General features: G+C 70.8%; 15 protein-coding genes. 3 read left to right on the top strand and 12 right to left on the bottom strand.

Annotated elements, in window-relative coordinates; genetic code table 11:
• Nucleotides 1-274: 274 nt before the first annotated feature.
• From ABD770_RS02930 to ABD770_RS02945, 4 genes are all read right to left on the bottom strand, one after another.
• Nucleotides 275-775, bottom strand: coding sequence for a methylated-DNA--[protein]-cysteine S-methyltransferase (locus ABD770_RS02930; protein ID WP_344817999.1), 501 nt, complete (start codon nucleotides 773-775; stop codon nucleotides 275-277).
• Nucleotides 772-2,313, bottom strand: coding sequence for an Ada metal-binding domain-containing protein (locus ABD770_RS02935; protein ID WP_344818000.1), 1,542 nt, complete (start codon nucleotides 2,311-2,313; stop codon nucleotides 772-774). Before ABD770_RS02935 ends, ABD770_RS02930 begins: the two co-directional genes overlap by 4 nt.
• Before the next feature lie 63 nt (nucleotides 2,314-2,376).
• Nucleotides 2,377-3,294: a citrulline utilization hydrolase CtlX gene (gene ctlX, locus ABD770_RS02940; RefSeq protein ID WP_344818001.1), complete on the bottom strand. Its 918-nt coding sequence runs from the start codon at nucleotides 3,292-3,294 to the stop codon at nucleotides 2,377-2,379.
• A complete protein-coding gene (locus tag ABD770_RS02945; RefSeq protein ID WP_344818002.1) occupies nucleotides 3,291-4,328 on the bottom strand; it encodes an ornithine cyclodeaminase in 1,038 nt (345 codons plus the stop codon). The genes ctlX and ABD770_RS02945 overlap by 4 nt, the downstream gene beginning before the upstream one ends.
• 121 nt (nucleotides 4,329-4,449) lie before the next feature.
• Between ABD770_RS02945 and ABD770_RS02950 the strand changes: the two genes are divergently transcribed.
• Nucleotides 4,450-4,881, top strand: a complete 432-nt coding sequence (locus tag ABD770_RS02950; protein ID WP_344818003.1) for an Lrp/AsnC family transcriptional regulator — start codon at nucleotides 4,450-4,452, stop codon at nucleotides 4,879-4,881.
• Nucleotides 4,882-4,947: 66 nt separating this feature from the next.
• Here ABD770_RS02950 and purH read toward each other — a convergent pair whose 3' ends face one another.
• From purH to ABD770_RS02965, 3 genes are read right to left on the bottom strand one after another with little or no spacing between them, the layout of a single operon-like run.
• Nucleotides 4,948-6,555 carry a bifunctional phosphoribosylaminoimidazolecarboxamide formyltransferase/IMP cyclohydrolase gene (gene purH / locus ABD770_RS02955; protein WP_344818004.1) on the bottom strand — a complete coding sequence of 536 codons (1,608 nt, stop codon included), beginning with the start codon at nucleotides 6,553-6,555 and terminating at the stop codon, nucleotides 4,948-4,950.
• Nucleotides 6,556-6,597: 42 nt separating this feature from the next.
• Nucleotides 6,598-7,173, bottom strand: coding sequence for a phosphoribosylglycinamide formyltransferase (gene purN, locus ABD770_RS02960; RefSeq protein ID WP_344818005.1), 576 nt, complete (start codon nucleotides 7,171-7,173; stop codon nucleotides 6,598-6,600).
• Nucleotides 7,174-7,177: 4 nt separating this feature from the next.
• On the bottom strand, nucleotides 7,178-8,446 hold the full coding sequence (locus tag ABD770_RS02965) for a cell division protein PerM (RefSeq protein ID WP_344818006.1): 1,269 nt from the start codon (nucleotides 8,444-8,446) through the stop codon (nucleotides 7,178-7,180).
• 79 nt (nucleotides 8,447-8,525) lie between these two features.
• On the opposite strand from ABD770_RS02965, the gene ABD770_RS02970 reads away from it, so the two are divergent.
• Nucleotides 8,526-9,971 (top strand): NCS2 family permease, encoded by a 1,446-nt coding sequence (locus ABD770_RS02970; RefSeq protein ID WP_344818008.1) that lies wholly within the window; start codon nucleotides 8,526-8,528, stop codon nucleotides 9,969-9,971.
• A gap of 99 nt (nucleotides 9,972-10,070) precedes the next feature.
• Here ABD770_RS02970 and sucD read toward each other — a convergent pair whose 3' ends face one another.
• Together sucD and sucC are read right to left on the bottom strand one after the other, a co-directional pair.
• The gene (gene sucD, locus ABD770_RS02975) at nucleotides 10,071-10,973 is read right to left on the bottom strand and encodes a succinate--CoA ligase subunit alpha (RefSeq protein WP_344818009.1); all 903 of its coding nucleotides are present in this window, start codon (nucleotides 10,971-10,973) and stop codon (nucleotides 10,071-10,073) included.
• A 28-nt stretch (nucleotides 10,974-11,001) separates the two neighbouring features.
• Nucleotides 11,002-12,168 (bottom strand): ADP-forming succinate--CoA ligase subunit beta, encoded by a 1,167-nt coding sequence (gene sucC, locus ABD770_RS02980; RefSeq protein WP_344818010.1) that lies wholly within the window; start codon nucleotides 12,166-12,168, stop codon nucleotides 11,002-11,004.
• 178 nt (nucleotides 12,169-12,346) lie between these two features.
• Here sucC and ABD770_RS02985 point away from each other — a divergent pair, with 178 nt between their 5' ends.
• On the top strand, nucleotides 12,347-13,006 hold the full coding sequence (locus tag ABD770_RS02985; RefSeq protein ID WP_344818011.1) for a TetR/AcrR family transcriptional regulator: 660 nt from the start codon (nucleotides 12,347-12,349) through the stop codon (nucleotides 13,004-13,006).
• 70 nt (nucleotides 13,007-13,076) lie between these two features.
• Here the strand turns inward: ABD770_RS02985 and ABD770_RS02990 are convergent, their stop codons facing one another.
• From ABD770_RS02990 to ABD770_RS03000, 3 genes are read right to left on the bottom strand one after another with little or no spacing between them, the layout of a single operon-like run.
• Nucleotides 13,077-13,586 (bottom strand): hypothetical protein, encoded by a 510-nt coding sequence (locus ABD770_RS02990; RefSeq protein ID WP_344818012.1) that lies wholly within the window; start codon nucleotides 13,584-13,586, stop codon nucleotides 13,077-13,079.
• A gap of 49 nt (nucleotides 13,587-13,635) precedes the next feature.
• Nucleotides 13,636-14,667, bottom strand: a complete 1,032-nt coding sequence (ligD, locus tag ABD770_RS02995) for a non-homologous end-joining DNA ligase (RefSeq protein ID WP_344818013.1) — start codon at nucleotides 14,665-14,667, stop codon at nucleotides 13,636-13,638.
• A 53-nt stretch (nucleotides 14,668-14,720) separates the two neighbouring features.
• Nucleotides 14,721-15,878 (bottom strand): SseB family protein, encoded by a 1,158-nt coding sequence (locus ABD770_RS03000; protein ID WP_344818014.1) that lies wholly within the window; start codon nucleotides 15,876-15,878, stop codon nucleotides 14,721-14,723.
• Nucleotides 15,879-15,882: the final 4 nt, after the last annotated feature.

The following is a 15,882-nucleotide window of genomic DNA, read 5'->3' on the forward strand; positions in this document are numbered from 1 at the left end:
ACGAAGAGGGGACGGATGCCGGGCATCCTTCGGTCGTGCGGACGGGCCACGGGAAGACCCCGCGGAGACGCCCTGCTCGCGCTATCCGCGCACGCGGAATGCGTGCGGGCCTGCGACGATGAACGGTGTGACGGTCGTCGTGACCATGTTCTCCCCCTCGGGCTCCGCGTCGTCAGCCGGTCGGCATGACAGCCTTCCAGCTTAGATCCCCTCCCGTGGAGATGACAACCACGCATCCGTGTTCCCGGTCGCCGGGAGCGTGTGCGGGGTCGTGTCAGGCGGCGAGCGCGCGCTCGCGCTCGAGCAGGCTGCGCTTGACCTCGATGCCCCAGGCGAAGCCGCCCATCGTGCCGTCGCCGCGCAGCACGCGGTGGCACGGCACGAACAGCGCGGGAGCGTTGCGTGCACAGATGGACGCCGCCGCGCGCACGGCACGCGGGCTGCCCAGCTCGATCGCGAACTCGGTGTAGGTGAGTGGATGACCGGGGACGATGCGGCGCAGCGCCGCCCAGCCCGCCCGCTGCAGCGCTGTGCCGTGCTGCCGCACCGCGACGGTGCCGATCGCCGTCAGATCGCCCGCGTAGTACGCGCGCGCCGCGTCGGCGGCATCCGTCACCCCGTCGGTGATGTCGGTGGGGCGCAACGACGGATGCACGCGATCGATGACGGCGACATGGTCGTCGCTCCAGCCCGACGCCAGCACGCGCTGCGCGTCGTCGGCGAGGATCGTCAGCGCCCCGTCGGGCGTCTCGATGGTCTGGATGACTGCGGTCATGTTCTCCGCTTCTCCTTCTCTGCTCCCGCCGCGCTCTCCGTCGCCCTCCCACCCGGACGGCGACGGGAACGGGGTGGACGGATGGGAGCGGCGCGCCACAGGTGGGCGGTGAGGTAGCTGCGCCATGGGGCGATGCGCCCCGCCCAGGCCTCGATGGCCCGGGGCTCCGAGGGCAGTCCGGATGCCGCGGCGCCGGCCCGCATGGCGACGTCGCCGGGCAGCAGCACATCGGGGTCGCCGATCACCCGCATCCGCACGTAGTCGGCCGTCCACGGGCCGATCCCCGGCATCGCCAGCAGCCGTGCGCGCTGCTCGGCGGCGGCGTCGCCGACGGTGAGCACGAGATCCCCGGATGCCAGCGCCGCAGCGGCCCCGGTGACGGCCCGGATGCGGGCGGACGGCCCGCGCAGCACCTCGGCGCCGTGCTCGGCGATGGCGGTCATGGTCGGGAAGAGGATGCCTCCGTCGACGGTGCGCTCGCCCAGCCGCTCGGTCAGCGCCGTCAGCACCGTGCGGGCGGCGGCGACGGTGATCTGCTGGCCGACCATGGCGCGGATCAGCATCTCGTGCGGATCGGCCGCGCCGGGCACGCGGATGCCGGGGATCGCCGCGACGAGCGGGGCGAGCGGCGGATGCGCGGACAACGCCTGATCGATGCCGGCCGGGTCGGCGTCGAGGTCGAACAGCCGGCGGGCGATGGCCACCAGCGGCGCGAGATCGCCGAGCCGGGTGACCCGGGCACGCAGCCGCAGAGCGCCCTTCGTGTCCTGACGGATCTCCAGGTGCGCCGGGCCGCCCGGCATGCGCAGGTGACGGGCGAACGACGTCGCGGTCGCGGTCTCCATGCCCGCCAGCGCGCGTGCGGACATCCAGGCGAACACACCCGCCGTGTCGATCGGCGTCCGGTGCGCGAGCACCAGGTCGATGGCACCGGGCGTCACGGCATCCGTCGATTCCGCATTCCGGTGGCGGCGCGTGGCGCGCAGCTGACCCGGCGTCATGTCGAACACCTGCCGGATGGTGTCGTTGCACTGCCGGATGCTCGTGAACCCCGCCGAGAACGCCACCTCCGAGACGGGCATGTCCGTCCCGACCAGCAGCATGCGCGCGGTGTGGGCGCGATGCGCGCGTGCGAGGGCGAGCGGACCCGCGCCGAGCTCGGCGGTGAGCAGCCGGGTCAGGTGCCGTGACGAGTATCCGAGCCGCCGCGCCAGCCCCGTCACGCCCTCCCGCTCCACGACGCCGGCGGTGATGAGGCGCATCGCGCGCGCCGCCGCGTCACCCCGCGCATCCCACGCCGGCGATCCGGGCGTGGCCTCGGGAAGGCACCGCTTGCAGGCCCGGTATCCGGCCTCATGCGCGGCCGCGCTGGTCGGGTAGAACGTCACGTTCGCCGGTTTCGGAGTGCGGGCGGGGCAGCTGGGGCGGCAGTAGATGCCGGTGGATCGCACGGCCATGACGAACTGGCCGTCGAAGCGGGCGTCACGCGCGCTGATCGCGCGGTACCGCTCGTCGAAGCTCGTCGCCGTGAAGGTCATGACTCCACTCTGGCACGCGCGCGCCACCTCGGCTGGCGGGAATCGGACATCTCGGTGCGACCGTCAGCGCGGGTCGAGGTGGATGCCGGCGAGCATGCAGCGCACCGAGCCGCCGGCCAGCTCGATGGGGGCGACGTCCAGCGGCAGGATGCGGCAGGACTCCGACACGATGCGCACCTGCTCAAAACTGAGCGCGCGCAGTCCGGTCTCGGAGATCACCAGCAGCCGTTCGCCGCCGCGACCGCGCAGCTCGAGCGCGTTGCCGGCGAAGGCGGCGACCTGCTGCGCGGACAGCGGGACCAGCGTCCGCCCCGTCTCCCGGATGCGGCGGGCGACCTCGGCGCGGCGCGCGTCGCCGACGATGGCGTCCAGCCCGATGAGCGCGATGTCGGTGCCGATGCACATCATGACGTTGGTGTGGTAGATCGGCATGCCGTCCGGGTCGGTGGCGTCGAAGACGACGGGCTCGTAGCCGAACACGGTGCAGAAGCGCTCCACGAGCACGGGGTCGCACCGTCGGGAGCGCACGGCGTAGGCGATGCGCGACACGTGGTCGAGCACCATCGCCCCGGTCCCCTCCAGGAACAGGTCGTCCGGCTCCAGCCCGGAGTAGTCGATGACCTCCTGCACCCGGTACTCGGCCTTGAGCATCTCGATGATGTCCGCCCGGCGCTCGCCCCGGCGGTTCGGGGCGTACATGGGATACACCGCGACCCGCCCGCCCGCGTGCGTGGAGAACCAGTTGTTGGGGAAGACGCTGTCGGGATGCCCGTCGCCGGTGTCCTCGAACACGTGCACGCGCACGCCTTCCGCGCGCAGCGCCTCGGCCACGCGCGTGCAGGCGTCGTAGGTCTCCCGGGAGACGTCGTGGTCGGCGGTTCTCTGGAACGCGTTGTCGGCCGCGGTCTGCGGGTTGGGGCGGAAGTGGTGGGGCCTGATGAGCACCACCGCTCCCGGCGCCTGCGCGGAGGCCGCTCTCACGTCAGGCTCGGTGCCGCCGCGCCCTGCGCGACGAGCGCGAAGAGGTTCTTGGGGTCCTCGGGCTCGGCGATGATGTCGATGTCGGTGCAGTAGTCGGTGCCGTCGACGGCCGATGCCAGGTAGCGCAGCGCGGCGAAGTCCTCGATCGCGAATCCGACCGAGTCGAAGATCGTGATCTGCTCGTCCGAGGTGCGCCCGGTCGCCTCGCCGCGCAGCACCCGCCACATCTCGGTGACGGGGTGCTCGGGGTCGAGCTGCTGGATCTCCCCCTCGATGCGGGTCTGCGGCGGGTACTCGACGAAGATGTCGCCGCGGAGCAGGATGCGCGGGTCCAGCTCGGTCTTGCCCGGGCAGTCGCCGCCGATCGCGTTGAGATGCACGCCCGGTGCGACCATGTCGTCGGTGAGCACGGTGGCGTTGGTCTTGTCGGCCGTGCAGGTCGTGATGATCTGCGCGCCCTCGACGGCGTCGGCGGCGCCGGAGGCGCGCACCACCTCGACGCCGAGCGGGCGCATGTTCGCCTCGAACACGTCCATCGCGTGCGGGTCGGTGTCCCAGATGCGCAGACTCCGGATGCCGAGGAGCGCACGGAACCCCAGCGCCTGGAACTCCGCCTGGCTGCCGGTGCCGATCATCGCCATCGTCGTGGCGCCGGCGGGAGCCAGCGCGCGGGCGACCATCGCGGACGTGGCGGCGGTGCGCAGCGCGGTGAGGATCGTCATCTCCGCCCACAGCGTGGGGTAGCCGCTGTCGACGTCGGCCAGCACGCCGAAGGCGGTCACCGTCTGCAGGCCGCGGGCGGGGTTGTCCGGGTGGCCGTTGACGTACTTGAAGCCGTACTGGCGGCCGTCGCTGGCGGGCATCAGCTCGATGACCCCGACCGTGGAGTGGCTGGCGACGCGGGCGGTCTTGTCGAACTCCTCCCAGCGGAGGAAATCCGCCTCCAGGGTCTCCGCGATCCCCGAGATCGCGCGCTCGATGCCGGTGTCGATCAGCCAGCGGCGCATGTTCGGAACGTCGACAAAACGGACCATGGCCCATCCCTTCCCTCGGTGTTTCCAGGCTAGGAAGGGCGGCTGTCACTTTCAATCATCAAGATGGATCATTTGATCCAATCAATGTCAGATCTGTGCATCTATGCGATACATTCTGTGCATGGCGATTCTCGATGATCTCGATCGGCGACTGCTGTCCCTGCTGCGCGCCAACAGCCGTGAGTCGGTCGTGAACCTCGCCCGCCGGCTGGGCGTGACCAGGGCGACCGTCGACAGCCGGCTCAAACGCCTCATCGACAGCGGCGTCATCGTCGGGTTCTCCGTGCGCGTGCGCGATCCCGCCGCGGCGTCCGTCGTGCGAGCCATCATGCTCATCGGCGTCGAGGGCCGCAACACACGCGACGTGATCCGCGGCCTGCGCGGCGTACCGCAGATCGCCGCGCTGCACACCACCAACGGCCGCTGGGATCTCGTCGCCGAGGTCAGCTGCGACAGCCTGAGCTCCTTCGACGAGACCCTCGCCACCATCCGCGGCATCGACGGCATCCGCGACAGCGAGACGAGCATCCTGCTCAGCTCCGCGACCGTGTGAGCGGCTGTGCGCGCGCCGCCCGCGGCTCCAGGCAGCGCGGAGCGCTGCCTGGAGCCGCGCGTGGGGTCAGTGGAAGAAGTGGCGCTCGCCGGTGAAGAACATCGTCACGCCCGCCTTGCGCGCCGCATCGACGACCTCATCGTCCCGCACCGAGCCGCCGGGCTGCACGATCGCGGAGATGCCGGCGTCCAGCAGCACCTGGGGGCCGTCCGCGAACGGGAAGAACGCGTCGGATGCCGCCACAGAGCCCGCCGCACGTGCCCCCGCGCGCTCCACGGCCAGGCGGCAGGAGTCCACCCGGTTCACCTGACCCATGCCCACGCCGACGGTCGCGTTGCCCTTGGCGAGCACGATCGCATTGGACTTCACCGCGCGACAGGCCTTCCACGCGAAGATGAGGTTCTCCATCTCGGCGTCGTCGGGGCGCTCACCGGAGACGAGCTCCCAGTCCTTGGCGACCGAGACGATGTCGTCCGGGAAGCGGTCGGCGTCCTGCAGCAGCAGACCGCCCGAGACCAGGCGCACGTCCATGCGCTCCTGCTGCCAGTCCTCGGGCAGCTTCAGCAGACGCAGGTTCTTCTTGGTCTTGAACACCTCGAGCGCAGCGGGCTCGAAGTCCGGGGCGACGATCACCTCGGTGAAGATGTCCTTCAGGTTCTCCGCCATCTTCAGCGTCACCGTGCCGTTGGCGGCGATCACTCCGCCGTATGCCGAGACCGGGTCGCACTCGTGCGCGCGCAGGTGGGCGCTGGCGATCGGGTCGAGCGCGTTGGGTGCGGTCGTGGCGATGCCGCAGGGGTTCGCGTGCTTGATGATCGCGACCGAGGGCAGCACCATGTCGTACGCGGCGCGCAGCGCGGCATCCGCATCGACGTAGTTGTTGTACGACATCTCCTTGCCCTGCAGCTGCGTGGCCTGCGCGATGCCGTGGCCGCCGGTGCGGGTGTAGATCGCGGCGCGCTGGTGCGAGTTCTCCCCGTAGCGCAGCGTGGACAGCCGCTCGGCCTTGATGGTCAGGTGCGCCGGCAGATCCGCCCCGTCGCCCAGGGTGCCTTCGGCGAACCACTGCGCAACAGCCGTGTCGTATGTGGCCGTGTGCGAGAACGCGCGCGCGGCCAGCTCACGGCGCTGCACGAGGTCGGTGCCACCCGCCTCCACCGCGGCGATGATGGCGGGGTAGGACTCCGGCGAGACGACCGTCGCGACGTTGGCGTAGTTCTTGGCCGCCGCGCGCACCATCGCAGGCCCGCCGATGTCGATCTGCTCGACGATGGCATCCGCCTCCGCACCCGAGTCGACCGTCTCCACGAACGGGTACAGGTTCGCGACGACGAGCTCGAAGGGCTCGATGCGCAGCTCGGCGAGCTGGCGCTCGTGGTCCTCCAGGCGCAGGTCGGCCAGCAGGCCGCCGTGGATCTTCGGATGCAGGGTCTTCACCCGGCCGTCGAGCATCTCGTCGACGCCGGTCACGGTCGCCACATCGGTGACCGGGTACCCCGCGTCCCGCACGGTCTGCGCGGTCGACCCCGTGGAGACGATCTCGACGCCCGCCTCGACGAGCGCCGCGGCGAGTTCGACGAGACCCGTCTTGTCGCTCACCGACACCAGCGCACGCCGGATCGGAACCAGGTCGCGGTGGCGATACAGCGAGGGATCGAGACGAGGGCCTGCCATGATGATGCTCCTTCAGACGTGTGCGGTCGGGTGGTCGTGTGGTCAGAGGACGAGCTCGCCGGCGGCGACGCGCCGTACGACGTCGATGAGCAGCCGCCGCTCGACGGGCTTGATGCGCGCATGCAGCGTCGCCTCGGTGTCGCCGGGGAGGATGTCGACCCGCTCCTGAGCGAGGATCGGTCCGGTGTCGACTCCGTCGTCGACGACGATGACGCTGGCACCGGTCTGCGCGGCACCGGCCGCGAGCGCGTCACGGACACCGTGCGCACCGGGGAACTCGGGGAGGTACGCGGGATGCGTGTTGACGATGCGCGGCGCGTAGCGCGCGACGACGGATGCCGGAAGCAGCCGCATCAGACCGCTGAGCACGATGAGGTCGGGCTCCCAGGCGTCCAACCGGGCGGCGAGCTGCTCCCCCCACTCCTCCCGCGTCGAGTAGGCGGAGTAGGGGACGACGAACGACGGGATGCCGAACTCCTCCGCATGGGCGAGCCCGTCGGCTTCGCGGTCGGCCCCCACCGCGACGACGCGGGCGGGGAAATCGACGTGGCTGGTCGCTTCGAGAAGGGCTCGGAGGTTCGAACCCGTACCGGAGATGAGAACGGCGAGCGTCAGCACTCGGTCAGTCTAGCGGGGCGGTGCCACCGGCTTTCGCCGTGCGTCGGCGGCCCGACTGCTCCTCCGCGAGCTCGTCGCGATGCCGTGGGGCCAGCAGCAGGATGCCGCAGCCGATGAGCACCTCGATGCCGACGGCCAGGGCCATCGGACCGGGTGCGGGACCCGCGTCGGAAAGGCGTCCGGGGCCGATGGATCCGGACGCCAGCACGGCGGCGAGGGCGGCGGCGCCGGCGGAGACGGCGGCGATGCCCCCGGCGATCGCCGCGCGCGGCCAGATGCCCACCCCGATGCGCTCCCAGACCAGCCGCGAGCGCACGATCCATCCCGCCAGGGCGCCGCAGGCGAGGGGGACGAGCACGATCACCAGCATCCACATCGACGCGTTCGCCGGGATCAGGCCCAGCACGGGGATGCCGGGCACGACTCCGAGTTCCGTGCCCGCGGGCGACGCGGAGGTGCCCGTGCCGAGCGCGAACCCGGGACCGGCCAGCCAGCTCGCCGACCACACCAGCAGCGTGGGCAGATACGCGAGGTGGGCGAGGGTCAGCATCGTCGCCCCCAGCGCGTCGACGCGAGCGGCCTCGAAGAGGGCGATGACCTCGCCGCCCCGCAGCACCGTCATGACCGTGAAGCCGACCGCCGCCGCTCCCGTCAGCCCCGCGATCGCGGCCGTCCCCCCGCGCAGCGACTCCGCCGGCACGGGAGCCCAGTCGCCCCAGCCGTCGACGACGTCGTGCAGGCGGTCCACGACGCCGCCGTCGCCCTCCGTCCAGGCGTGCTGCACGGCTCCGAGCAGGAGCCCCGCGAGATAGGCGGATGCGGGGATGAGCACAGCCGCCCACAGCGGCGCGCGCAGCACCGCCGACTGCGCGGACAGCCCCACCAGTGCGCTGATCGCGGTGAAGACCACGGCACCGGCGAGCACCCCGCTCGCCCAGAAGCCGGCGACCGCCGCGCGGCGTCCCGAGCGCGCCGCGAAGGCGACCGTGAAGAGCAGGATCGCCAGCGGCGGCACGGAGACCGCGAACTCCGCCGCCTCCCTCGCGATGCCGACTCCCACCAGCAGATCATCGGGCAGCCGGACCTCGAGCGGCACCCCATGGCCGAACTGCCACAACGTGCCGCTGACCGGCCACAGCGCACCCCAGTCGGCGTGCACGCCGAACGCCAGCACCCACAGCAGCGTGAACGGTGCGAGCACGACGACCAGCCCGACAGCGGCCGCGACGGCGGCGTCGAGGGCGGCGAGGAGCACCACGATGACACGTTGCATGACTCATCGAGCCTATGGCCCGCATCCGACAGTGTCGCTGAAGGCGCGCAACACGATAGATTCTCCAGCGGAGGTCATGATGACAACTGCCCCTGCGCAACCCGATGCCCGCACCGAGCCGCGTGGCGCGCTCGACCGATTCTTCGAGATCACGAAACGGGGGTCCAGCTTCGCCGCGGAGATCCGCGGCGGCGTGGTCACGTTCGTGACGATGGCGTACATCGTCATCCTCAACCCGATCATCCTCTCGTCCACGACCGACGTCGACGGCTCCCAGCTGAACTTCCTCCAGCTCAGCGCCGTCACCGGCCTCACCGCCGCGATCATGACCATCCTGTTCGGGCTGATCGCCAAGCTGCCGTTCGGCTTCGCCGCAGGCCTGGGCATCAACGCGTTCCTCGCCTTCTCCGTGGTCGGCGAGGTCACCTGGCCCGAGGCGATGGGACTGGTGGTCATCAACGGACTCATCATCGTCGTGCTCAGCGCTACGGGCCTGCGGCGCATGATCTTCGACGCGGTGCCGCTGCAGCTGAAGATCGCCATCACCGTCGGCATCGGCCTGTTCATCGCCTTCATCGGCTTCGTGAACGCCGGATTCGTGACGGCCGCGGCGTCCCCGCCGGTGGCCCTGGGCGTGGGCGGCTCGGTCGCCACCGTGCCGACCCTCGTCTTCGTCCTCACCCTGCTGCTGACCGGCATCCTGGTCGCGCGCAAGGTCAAGGGCGGCATCCTGATCGGCCTCGTCTCGGGAACGGTGCTGGCCGTGATCATCGAGGCCGTCTGGCACGTCGGCGCGAAGGGCGACGACAACGCCGGCGGCTGGGGGCTCTCGGTCCCGACCCTGCCGGAGCAGCTCATCAGCCTCCCCGATCTCTCCCTGGTGGGCCAGGTCGACCTGTTCGGCGCCTTCGGCCGGATCGGCGCGCTGGCGGCCCTCATGCTGGTGTTCACCCTGGTCTTCACGAACTTCTTCGACGCCATGGGCACCATGACCGGCCTCGCCAAGGAGGCGGGCCTCGCCGACGAGAAGGGCGACTTCCCGCGCCTGAAGTCGGCGCTGATCATCGAGGGCGTCGGCGCCGTCGTGGGCGGGGCGACCTCGGGCTCGTCCAACACCGTGTTCATCGAGTCGGGCGCAGGCATCGGCGAGGGCGCCCGCACGGGCTTCGCGAACGTCGTCACGGGCGTGCTGTTCCTCGTCGCGATGTTCTTCACACCGCTCGTGTCGATCGTGCCCACCGAGGTCGCCGCAGCGGCCCTGGTGATCGTCGGCGCGCTGATGATGAGTCAGATCCGGTTCATCGACCTGACGGACTTCTCCGCTCTGTTCGGGGTCTTCCTCACGGTCGCGGTCATGCCCATGACATACTCGATCGCCAACGGGATCGGCGCGGGGTTCATCGGCTGGGTGGCCGCACGGGCGTTCTCCGGCAAGGCCCGCGAGATCAGCCCGCTGCTGTGGATCGTCACCGCCGGGTTCGTGATCTTCTTCGCCCGCGGCCCCATCGAGGCGCTGATCGGCTGACGCGAACGCCCGAAGAGGGCGCCGGACGCCCGGAGGCGGCCGTCCGGGCATGACGAAGGCCCCGAGGTGAGGCTCGGGGCCTTCGTGCGACAGCTCAGATCAGAGACCCGCCACGATCGCCCGCATGAGCTCCGCGGTCTCGCTCGGCGTCTTGCCGACCTTGACGCCGGCGGCCTCGAGGGCCTCCTTCTTGGCGGCCGCGGTGCCGGCGGAGCCGGAGACGATGGCGCCCGCGTGGCCCATGGTCTTGCCCTCCGGCGCCGTGAAGCCGGCGACGTAGCCGACGACGGGCTTGGTGACGTGCGCCTTGATGTAGTCGGCCGCGCGCTCCTCGGCGTCGCCGCCGATCTCGCCGATCATGACGATCGCCTTCGTGTCGGGGTCCGCCTCGAACGCGGCGAGCGCGTCGATGTGCGTCGTGCCGATGACCGGGTCGCCGCCGATGCCGATGGCGGTGGAGAAGCCGATGTCCTTGAGCTCGAACATCATCTGGTAGGTCAGCGTGCCCGACTTGGAGACCAGGCCGATCGGTCCGGTGCCGGTGATGCTGGCCGGGGTGATGCCCGCCAGCGCCTCGCCGGGGGTGATGATGCCGGGGCAGTTCGGCCCGATGATGCGGGTCTTGTTGCCCTTGGACTTCGCATAGGCCCAGGCCTCCGCGCTGTCGCCGACGGGGATGCCCTCGGTGATGACCACGAGCAGCGGGATCTCGGCGTCGATGGCCTCGATCATGGCGTCCTTGGCGAACTTCGGCGGCACGAAGGCGACGGACACGTCGGCCCCGGTCTTCTGGATGGCCTCGGCGACCGTGCCGAACACCGGCAGGTCGACCTCGCCCTCACCGGGCTTGTCGTGGGTGACGGTGGTGCCGGCCTTGCGGGCGTTGACGCCGCCGACGATGTTCGTGCCCGCCTTGAGCATGAGGGCGGTGTGCTTGGTGCCCTCGCCGCCGGTGATGCCCTGGACGATGACCTTCGAGTCCTTGTTGAGGTAGATCGACATTTCTCGTTCCTTCAGTCTCTCGTCCGGCTCACGCGTTCGCCAGTTCGGCGGCCTTGTCGGCGCCCTCGTCCATGCCCGCGGCGGAGGTCACCAGGGGGTGGTTCGCGGCGGCGAGGATCGCGCGACCCTCCTCGACCTGGTTGCCGTCCAGTCGCACGACCAGCGGCTTGGTGGCGGAGTCGCCGAGGATCTCCAGGGCTTTGACGATGCCCTCCGCGACGGCCACGCAGGATGTGATCCCGCCGAAGACGTTGACGAAGACGCTCTTGACCTGCGGGTCGCCGAGGATGACGTCGAGCCCGTTGGCCATGACCTGCGCGTTGGCGCCGCCGCCGATGTCGAGGAAGTTGGCGGGCTTGACGCCGCCGTGCCTCTCACCCGCGTAGGCGACCACGTCGAGCGTGGACATGACCAGTCCCGCCCCGTTGCCGATGACGCCGACCTGGCCGTCGAGCTTGACGTAGTTCAGACCGGATGCCTTGGCCTTGGCCTCCAGCGGGTCCGCGGCGGCCTTGTCCTCCAGCTCCTCATGCTCGGGGTGGCGCACCTCGGAGCCGTTGTCGTCGAGGGAGACCTTGCCGTCCAGGGCGATGATGTCGCCCTCCTCGGTGAGCACCAGCGGGTTCACCTCGACGAGCGTGGCGTCCTCGCCCTTGTACACGGAGTACAGCTTGACGAACACGTCGGCGACCTTCGAGACGAGCTCGTCGGGGAACTCCGCCGCCTTGGCGATCTCGATGGCCTTGGTCTTGTTGATGCCGACCAGCGGGTCGACCTCCACGCGGGCGAGCGCCTCGGGCTTCTCGACGGCGAGCTGCTCGATCTCCATGCCCCCCTCGACGCTGCACAACGACAGGTACGAGCGGTTGGCACGGTCCAGCAGCACGGAGAAGTAGAACTCCTTCGCGATGCGCGCACCGGCGGCGACCATGACCCGCTTGACGACGTGTCCCTTGATGTCCAGTCCCAGGATGGCCCGGGCGGCCTCATACGCCTCGTCGGGGTTCTTGGCGACCTTGACGCCGCCGGCCTTGCCACGGCCTCCCGTCTTGACCTGCGCCTTGACGACGACGACACCGCCGAGCCTCTCCGCCGCTGCCTTCACCTCCTCGGGGGTGTCGGCGACGATGCCGGCGAGAACCGGCACTTCGTACTTCTCGAAAAGGTCTCGTGCCTGGTACTCGTAGAGATCCACTCTGCAGTCCTTCGCTGGTTGCGGCGGGTGGGACGCGACAGTTCTGTCGGGTGTCGAATCCGGTTCGACCCGATCCCCCAGCCTACTACCGTCGCCGGGATCGTCAGAATCCGGGTCCCCGGTCGTGCGCAGTCGTCGCGCTCCCCGCTTCCGGCGTGGAGGTCCTAGGCTCTCGGGTATGCAGGAATCCGCCCGCCCCCGCACCGGCGTCGTCGCCGCAGCGCTGGATCTGTTCGCCCGACAGGGCTTCGAGCAGACCTCCGTCGAGCAGATCGCGAAGGCGGCGGGCGTCTCGCGCTCCACGTTCTTCCGCCAGTTCGGCGGCAAGGAGGACGTGGTCTTCGTCGATCACGAGCAGATGCTCGACGATCTCCGGGCGTTCTTCGAGGAGCACCACGACGACCCGTGGGAGGCGGTCTGCGCGGCATCCGAGCGTGTCTTCGAGCACTTCGTGCGCGACCTCGAGCTGGCACGTCGCCGCTACCAGATCGTGCGGGAGGTGCCGGTGCTGCGCGAGCGCGAGATCGTGACGGTGTTCCGCTACGAGCGGCTCTTCGACCAGTACCTGCGCGATGCGCTGCCCGGCATCTCCCCCCTCGACGCGGTGGGCTTCTCGGCGCTGGTCACGGCCGTGCACAATCACGTGCTGCGCCAGCTGCTGCGCGGTGGGCGCGTGCCGGTGTCGGCCCTGCGGTCCGCGCTGGACGACGTGCGCAGACGCTACGGCGTTCTTCCGGGCGGGACGGAGGCCGCACCCGACGACGTCGTGGTGGCCGTCTTCCCGCGCTCGATGCCGATCGCGGAGATGTCACGGCGCGTTCAGGCCGAGCTGTCCTGATGCACCGCCAGGCCCGCTGCGCGAGCGGCCCGGGTCGCGGTCCGTCACGGTGCTGTCCGTCGCGGTGCTGTCAGTCGTCGCATCCGCACGTGCCCGCGGCGCCTCGCACCATGAAGCACACGTCGCAGACGCCGTAGTCGCGCTCCTGGGGCGGGGTGGCTCTGCGGGCACGGGGAGCGGATGCCGGCTTCACGGCCGGACGTGTGCGCGCGGAGCGGGTTCCGGCCGTCCGCCTGGCCGCGACGGAGGCGGACGGCAGCGCACTGGGCTGGTCGACGTAGAAGTAGGGCGCGCGGCCCTCGCTGGGAATCAGCGGCAGCGCCCGTCCGCCGACGAGGATCTGCTCCTGCTCGCTGAAGCCGTTGATGTAGGTGCGGCCGATGTGCAGGGCGGCGCCCTCGCGGCGCAGCGCCTCGATGTACCGGCCGCGGTCGATGAAGCTGATGATGCCCACCGCGTCGACGACGGCGCCGATGAACTCGTGGTTCTCGACGGGGATGCGGTGGGCGCGCAGCGCTTCGGCGAGAGATCGGTACGGGCGAGAGGTTCCTGTGGGGGTCGGCCCCTGCGGTTCGTTCATCGCGTCCATTCTCGCACCGTCCGCCGCTGCCCGATGCGTCGCCCTGAGTTCAGTGCAGGTCGGCGCGGCGGCTGGGCTGGACGCGCGGCGGCTCACCGGGCATCTTGGGGAACTCGGGCGGGAAGGGCAGCTCTCCGAGCCCGTCGCCCGCGTCGCGCTCCCACCACCGCAGCAGCGTGTCGATGCGGCCCGACGCATCCTGCATCCGCGCCCAGGGGTCCCCCACGGAGTCGAGCCGTGCGGGGATGCTCCGCACCGTGAACCGCATCGGGTCCACCTCATCGAGCTCCTCCCAGTGGATCGGTGTCGACACCGGCGCGCCCCTGCGCGCCCGCGGGCTGTACGCGCCCGCCATGGTGCGATCGCGGTTGGCCTGGTTGAAGTCGATGAAGATCCGCTCGCCGCGCTCCTCCTTCCACCAGTTCATGGTGACGGCATCCGGCATCCGCCGTTCCAGCTCCCTTCCTGCGGCGATCACCGCATGCCGCACGTCGAGGAACTCCCACTCCGGCACGATCGGGCAGAACACGTGCAGGCCGCGACTGCCGCTGGTCTTGATGAACGGCACGAGCCCCGCCTCCTGCAGCACGGCGCGCAGCGCGTGGGCTGCGGCGGCGGCCTCGGCCAGGCCGGTGCCAGGCTGCGGGTCGAGGTCGATGCGCAGTTCGACGGGCCGATCCGTGTCGGCGGCGAGGGATGCCCAGGGATGGAAGACGACCGTGTTCATCTGCACGGCCCACACGATCGCGCTGGTCCGATCGAGCACGAGCTGCGGATGCCGACGCCCGCTGCTGTAGGTCACGGTGACGGCGTCGACGAAGTCCGGCGTGCCCTTCGGCGGGTTCTTCGAGAAGAACCCCGCGCCCGTGATGCCGTCGCGGAAGCGCTCCAGCGACACCGGTCGGTGGCCGTTGGCGGCGAGGAACGGATCGGCGACGAGCTGCACGTACTCGGCGTACTCGGCCTTCGTGATGCCCGGGCCGTCCTCGACGGGCCAGACGACACGGTCGGGGCTGGACAGCGAGATCACCCGGTCGCCGTCGGAATCCGTCACCGTCACGCTCTTCCGCGGGGATGCCATGACCCGACACTAGGCGGTTCGGCCTCCGGACGACAGGGTCCGTGCTGCGCGTCTCAGTCGTCGCCGAGGTCGACGGCCAGCACCAGCACCGCACTGAGGTCGTCGCGCTCGATGACGATCGAGGGTCCGGCGATGTCGACGAGGACGCCGGCGATCTCGGGGTGGTCGCTGAGCACCTTCGCGAGCTGCTCGGGCTCGAACGGCATCGGCTTGTCCTTGCGGCCGAGCACGACGACCTCGAGCGGATGCGAGAACAGCTGCAGGAAGCGGCGCCCGTCGGCGGTGCGCGCCTCCGCGATGCCCACCGGCTGCCCATTGGCGCCGTCGTTGACGGCGACCCAGCTGCGGGTCTTCGCGAGCGCCTCGGCGACGCGGACGGGGGTGCCCTCATCCCGCGGCGCCGCCAGCAGCGTCTTCACGCTCATCGTCGCGTCGCCCTGGGCGAGCGCGCGCTCGAGCAGCTCCTTCGGGAGCACGACGCGATGCGGAGCGGAGGAGTTGTCGATGATGAGGCCGGTGAACTCGCCGGAGACGACCTGCTGGAACACGGCGGTCGCGGGTTGGGCGATGGCCGACGTCGCCGCCGCGTCCTCGGCGCCCTGCACGGATGCCTGAAGTGCGGCGCCCGAGCTGTAGGCGAGCATGAAGGAGCGGTCGCCGTCGCGGACGACGCCGACCGACAGCGGTTTGCCCTCCGCGATCTGCGCGCGGGCGTCGCCGTGCACGCGCAGGTACAGGTGCCCCTGCAGCGCCTGGCGCATGACGCCCAGGAGCTGCTCGTTGGTCGCGCCCTCCGACAGCTCCTCCAGCGCGACCCGCAGCAGCACGTTGTCGACGAGCCCCTCGACGGTGTGGGTCTGCTCGGGCGGCAGTGCGGGGGCCAGCGGCAGGCGCGGGACGGCCGTCTCGCCCTGCGGGACGAGCGGTGCGCCGGCCGCTGCGCGCGGGTTCGCCTGCGGCCCCTGGCCGGCGGATGCGGTCGGCTGCTCCTCGAGGCTCACCGCCGGTCCGGCCTCCGCCCCCACGCCGCGGAACGCCTGCACGGAGATGCTGACGACGGGCACCGGATCGGCCGCCACTTCGCCACCGGCGGCTGCGGGCTCCGTCTGCGCCACGGCCTCGGCCACGCCGTCCGACGGAGCCTCGTCGGATGCCTCGGGCCGGTCATCCGACGGGTCGACGTGCTTCTTGCGGCGGGGGAAGAGGGCCATATCT

This window comes from Microbacterium soli (assembly GCF_039539005.1).
Classification (GTDB): Bacteria; Actinomycetota; Actinomycetes; order Actinomycetales; family Microbacteriaceae; genus Microbacterium; species Microbacterium soli.

Bases quoted from the DNA above. Each gene is read 5' to 3' on its own strand.
- ABD770_RS02990 (WP_344818012.1), bottom strand. From the start codon at position 13,586: ATGAACGAACCGCAGGGGCCGACCCCCACAGGAACCTCTCGCCCGTAC.
- ABD770_RS02935 (WP_344818000.1), bottom strand. From the start codon at position 2,313: ATGACCTTCACGGCGACGAGCTTCGACGAGCGGTACCGCGCGATCAGC.
- ligD (WP_344818013.1), bottom strand. From the start codon at position 14,667: ATGGCATCCCCGCGGAAGAGCGTGACGGTGACGGATTCCGACGGCGAC.
- ABD770_RS02945 (WP_344818002.1), bottom strand. From the start codon at position 4,328: ATGGTCCGTTTTGTCGACGTTCCGAACATGCGCCGCTGGCTGATCGAC.
- ABD770_RS03000 (WP_344818014.1), bottom strand. From the start codon at position 15,878: ATGGCCCTCTTCCCCCGCCGCAAGAAGCACGTCGACCCGTCGGATGAC.
- purH (WP_344818004.1), bottom strand. From the start codon at position 6,555: ATGGCAGGCCCTCGTCTCGATCCCTCGCTGTATCGCCACCGCGACCTG.
- ABD770_RS02985 (WP_344818011.1), top strand. From the start codon at position 12,347: ATGCAGGAATCCGCCCGCCCCCGCACCGGCGTCGTCGCCGCAGCGCTG.
- ABD770_RS02970 (WP_344818008.1), top strand. From the start codon at position 8,526: ATGACAACTGCCCCTGCGCAACCCGATGCCCGCACCGAGCCGCGTGGC.
- sucD (WP_344818009.1), bottom strand. From the start codon at position 10,973: ATGTCGATCTACCTCAACAAGGACTCGAAGGTCATCGTCCAGGGCATC.
- ABD770_RS02965 (WP_344818006.1), bottom strand. From the start codon at position 8,446: ATGCAACGTGTCATCGTGGTGCTCCTCGCCGCCCTCGACGCCGCCGTC.
- ABD770_RS02930 (WP_344817999.1), bottom strand. From the start codon at position 775: ATGACCGCAGTCATCCAGACCATCGAGACGCCCGACGGGGCGCTGACG.
- ABD770_RS02950 (WP_344818003.1), top strand. From the start codon at position 4,450: ATGGCGATTCTCGATGATCTCGATCGGCGACTGCTGTCCCTGCTGCGC.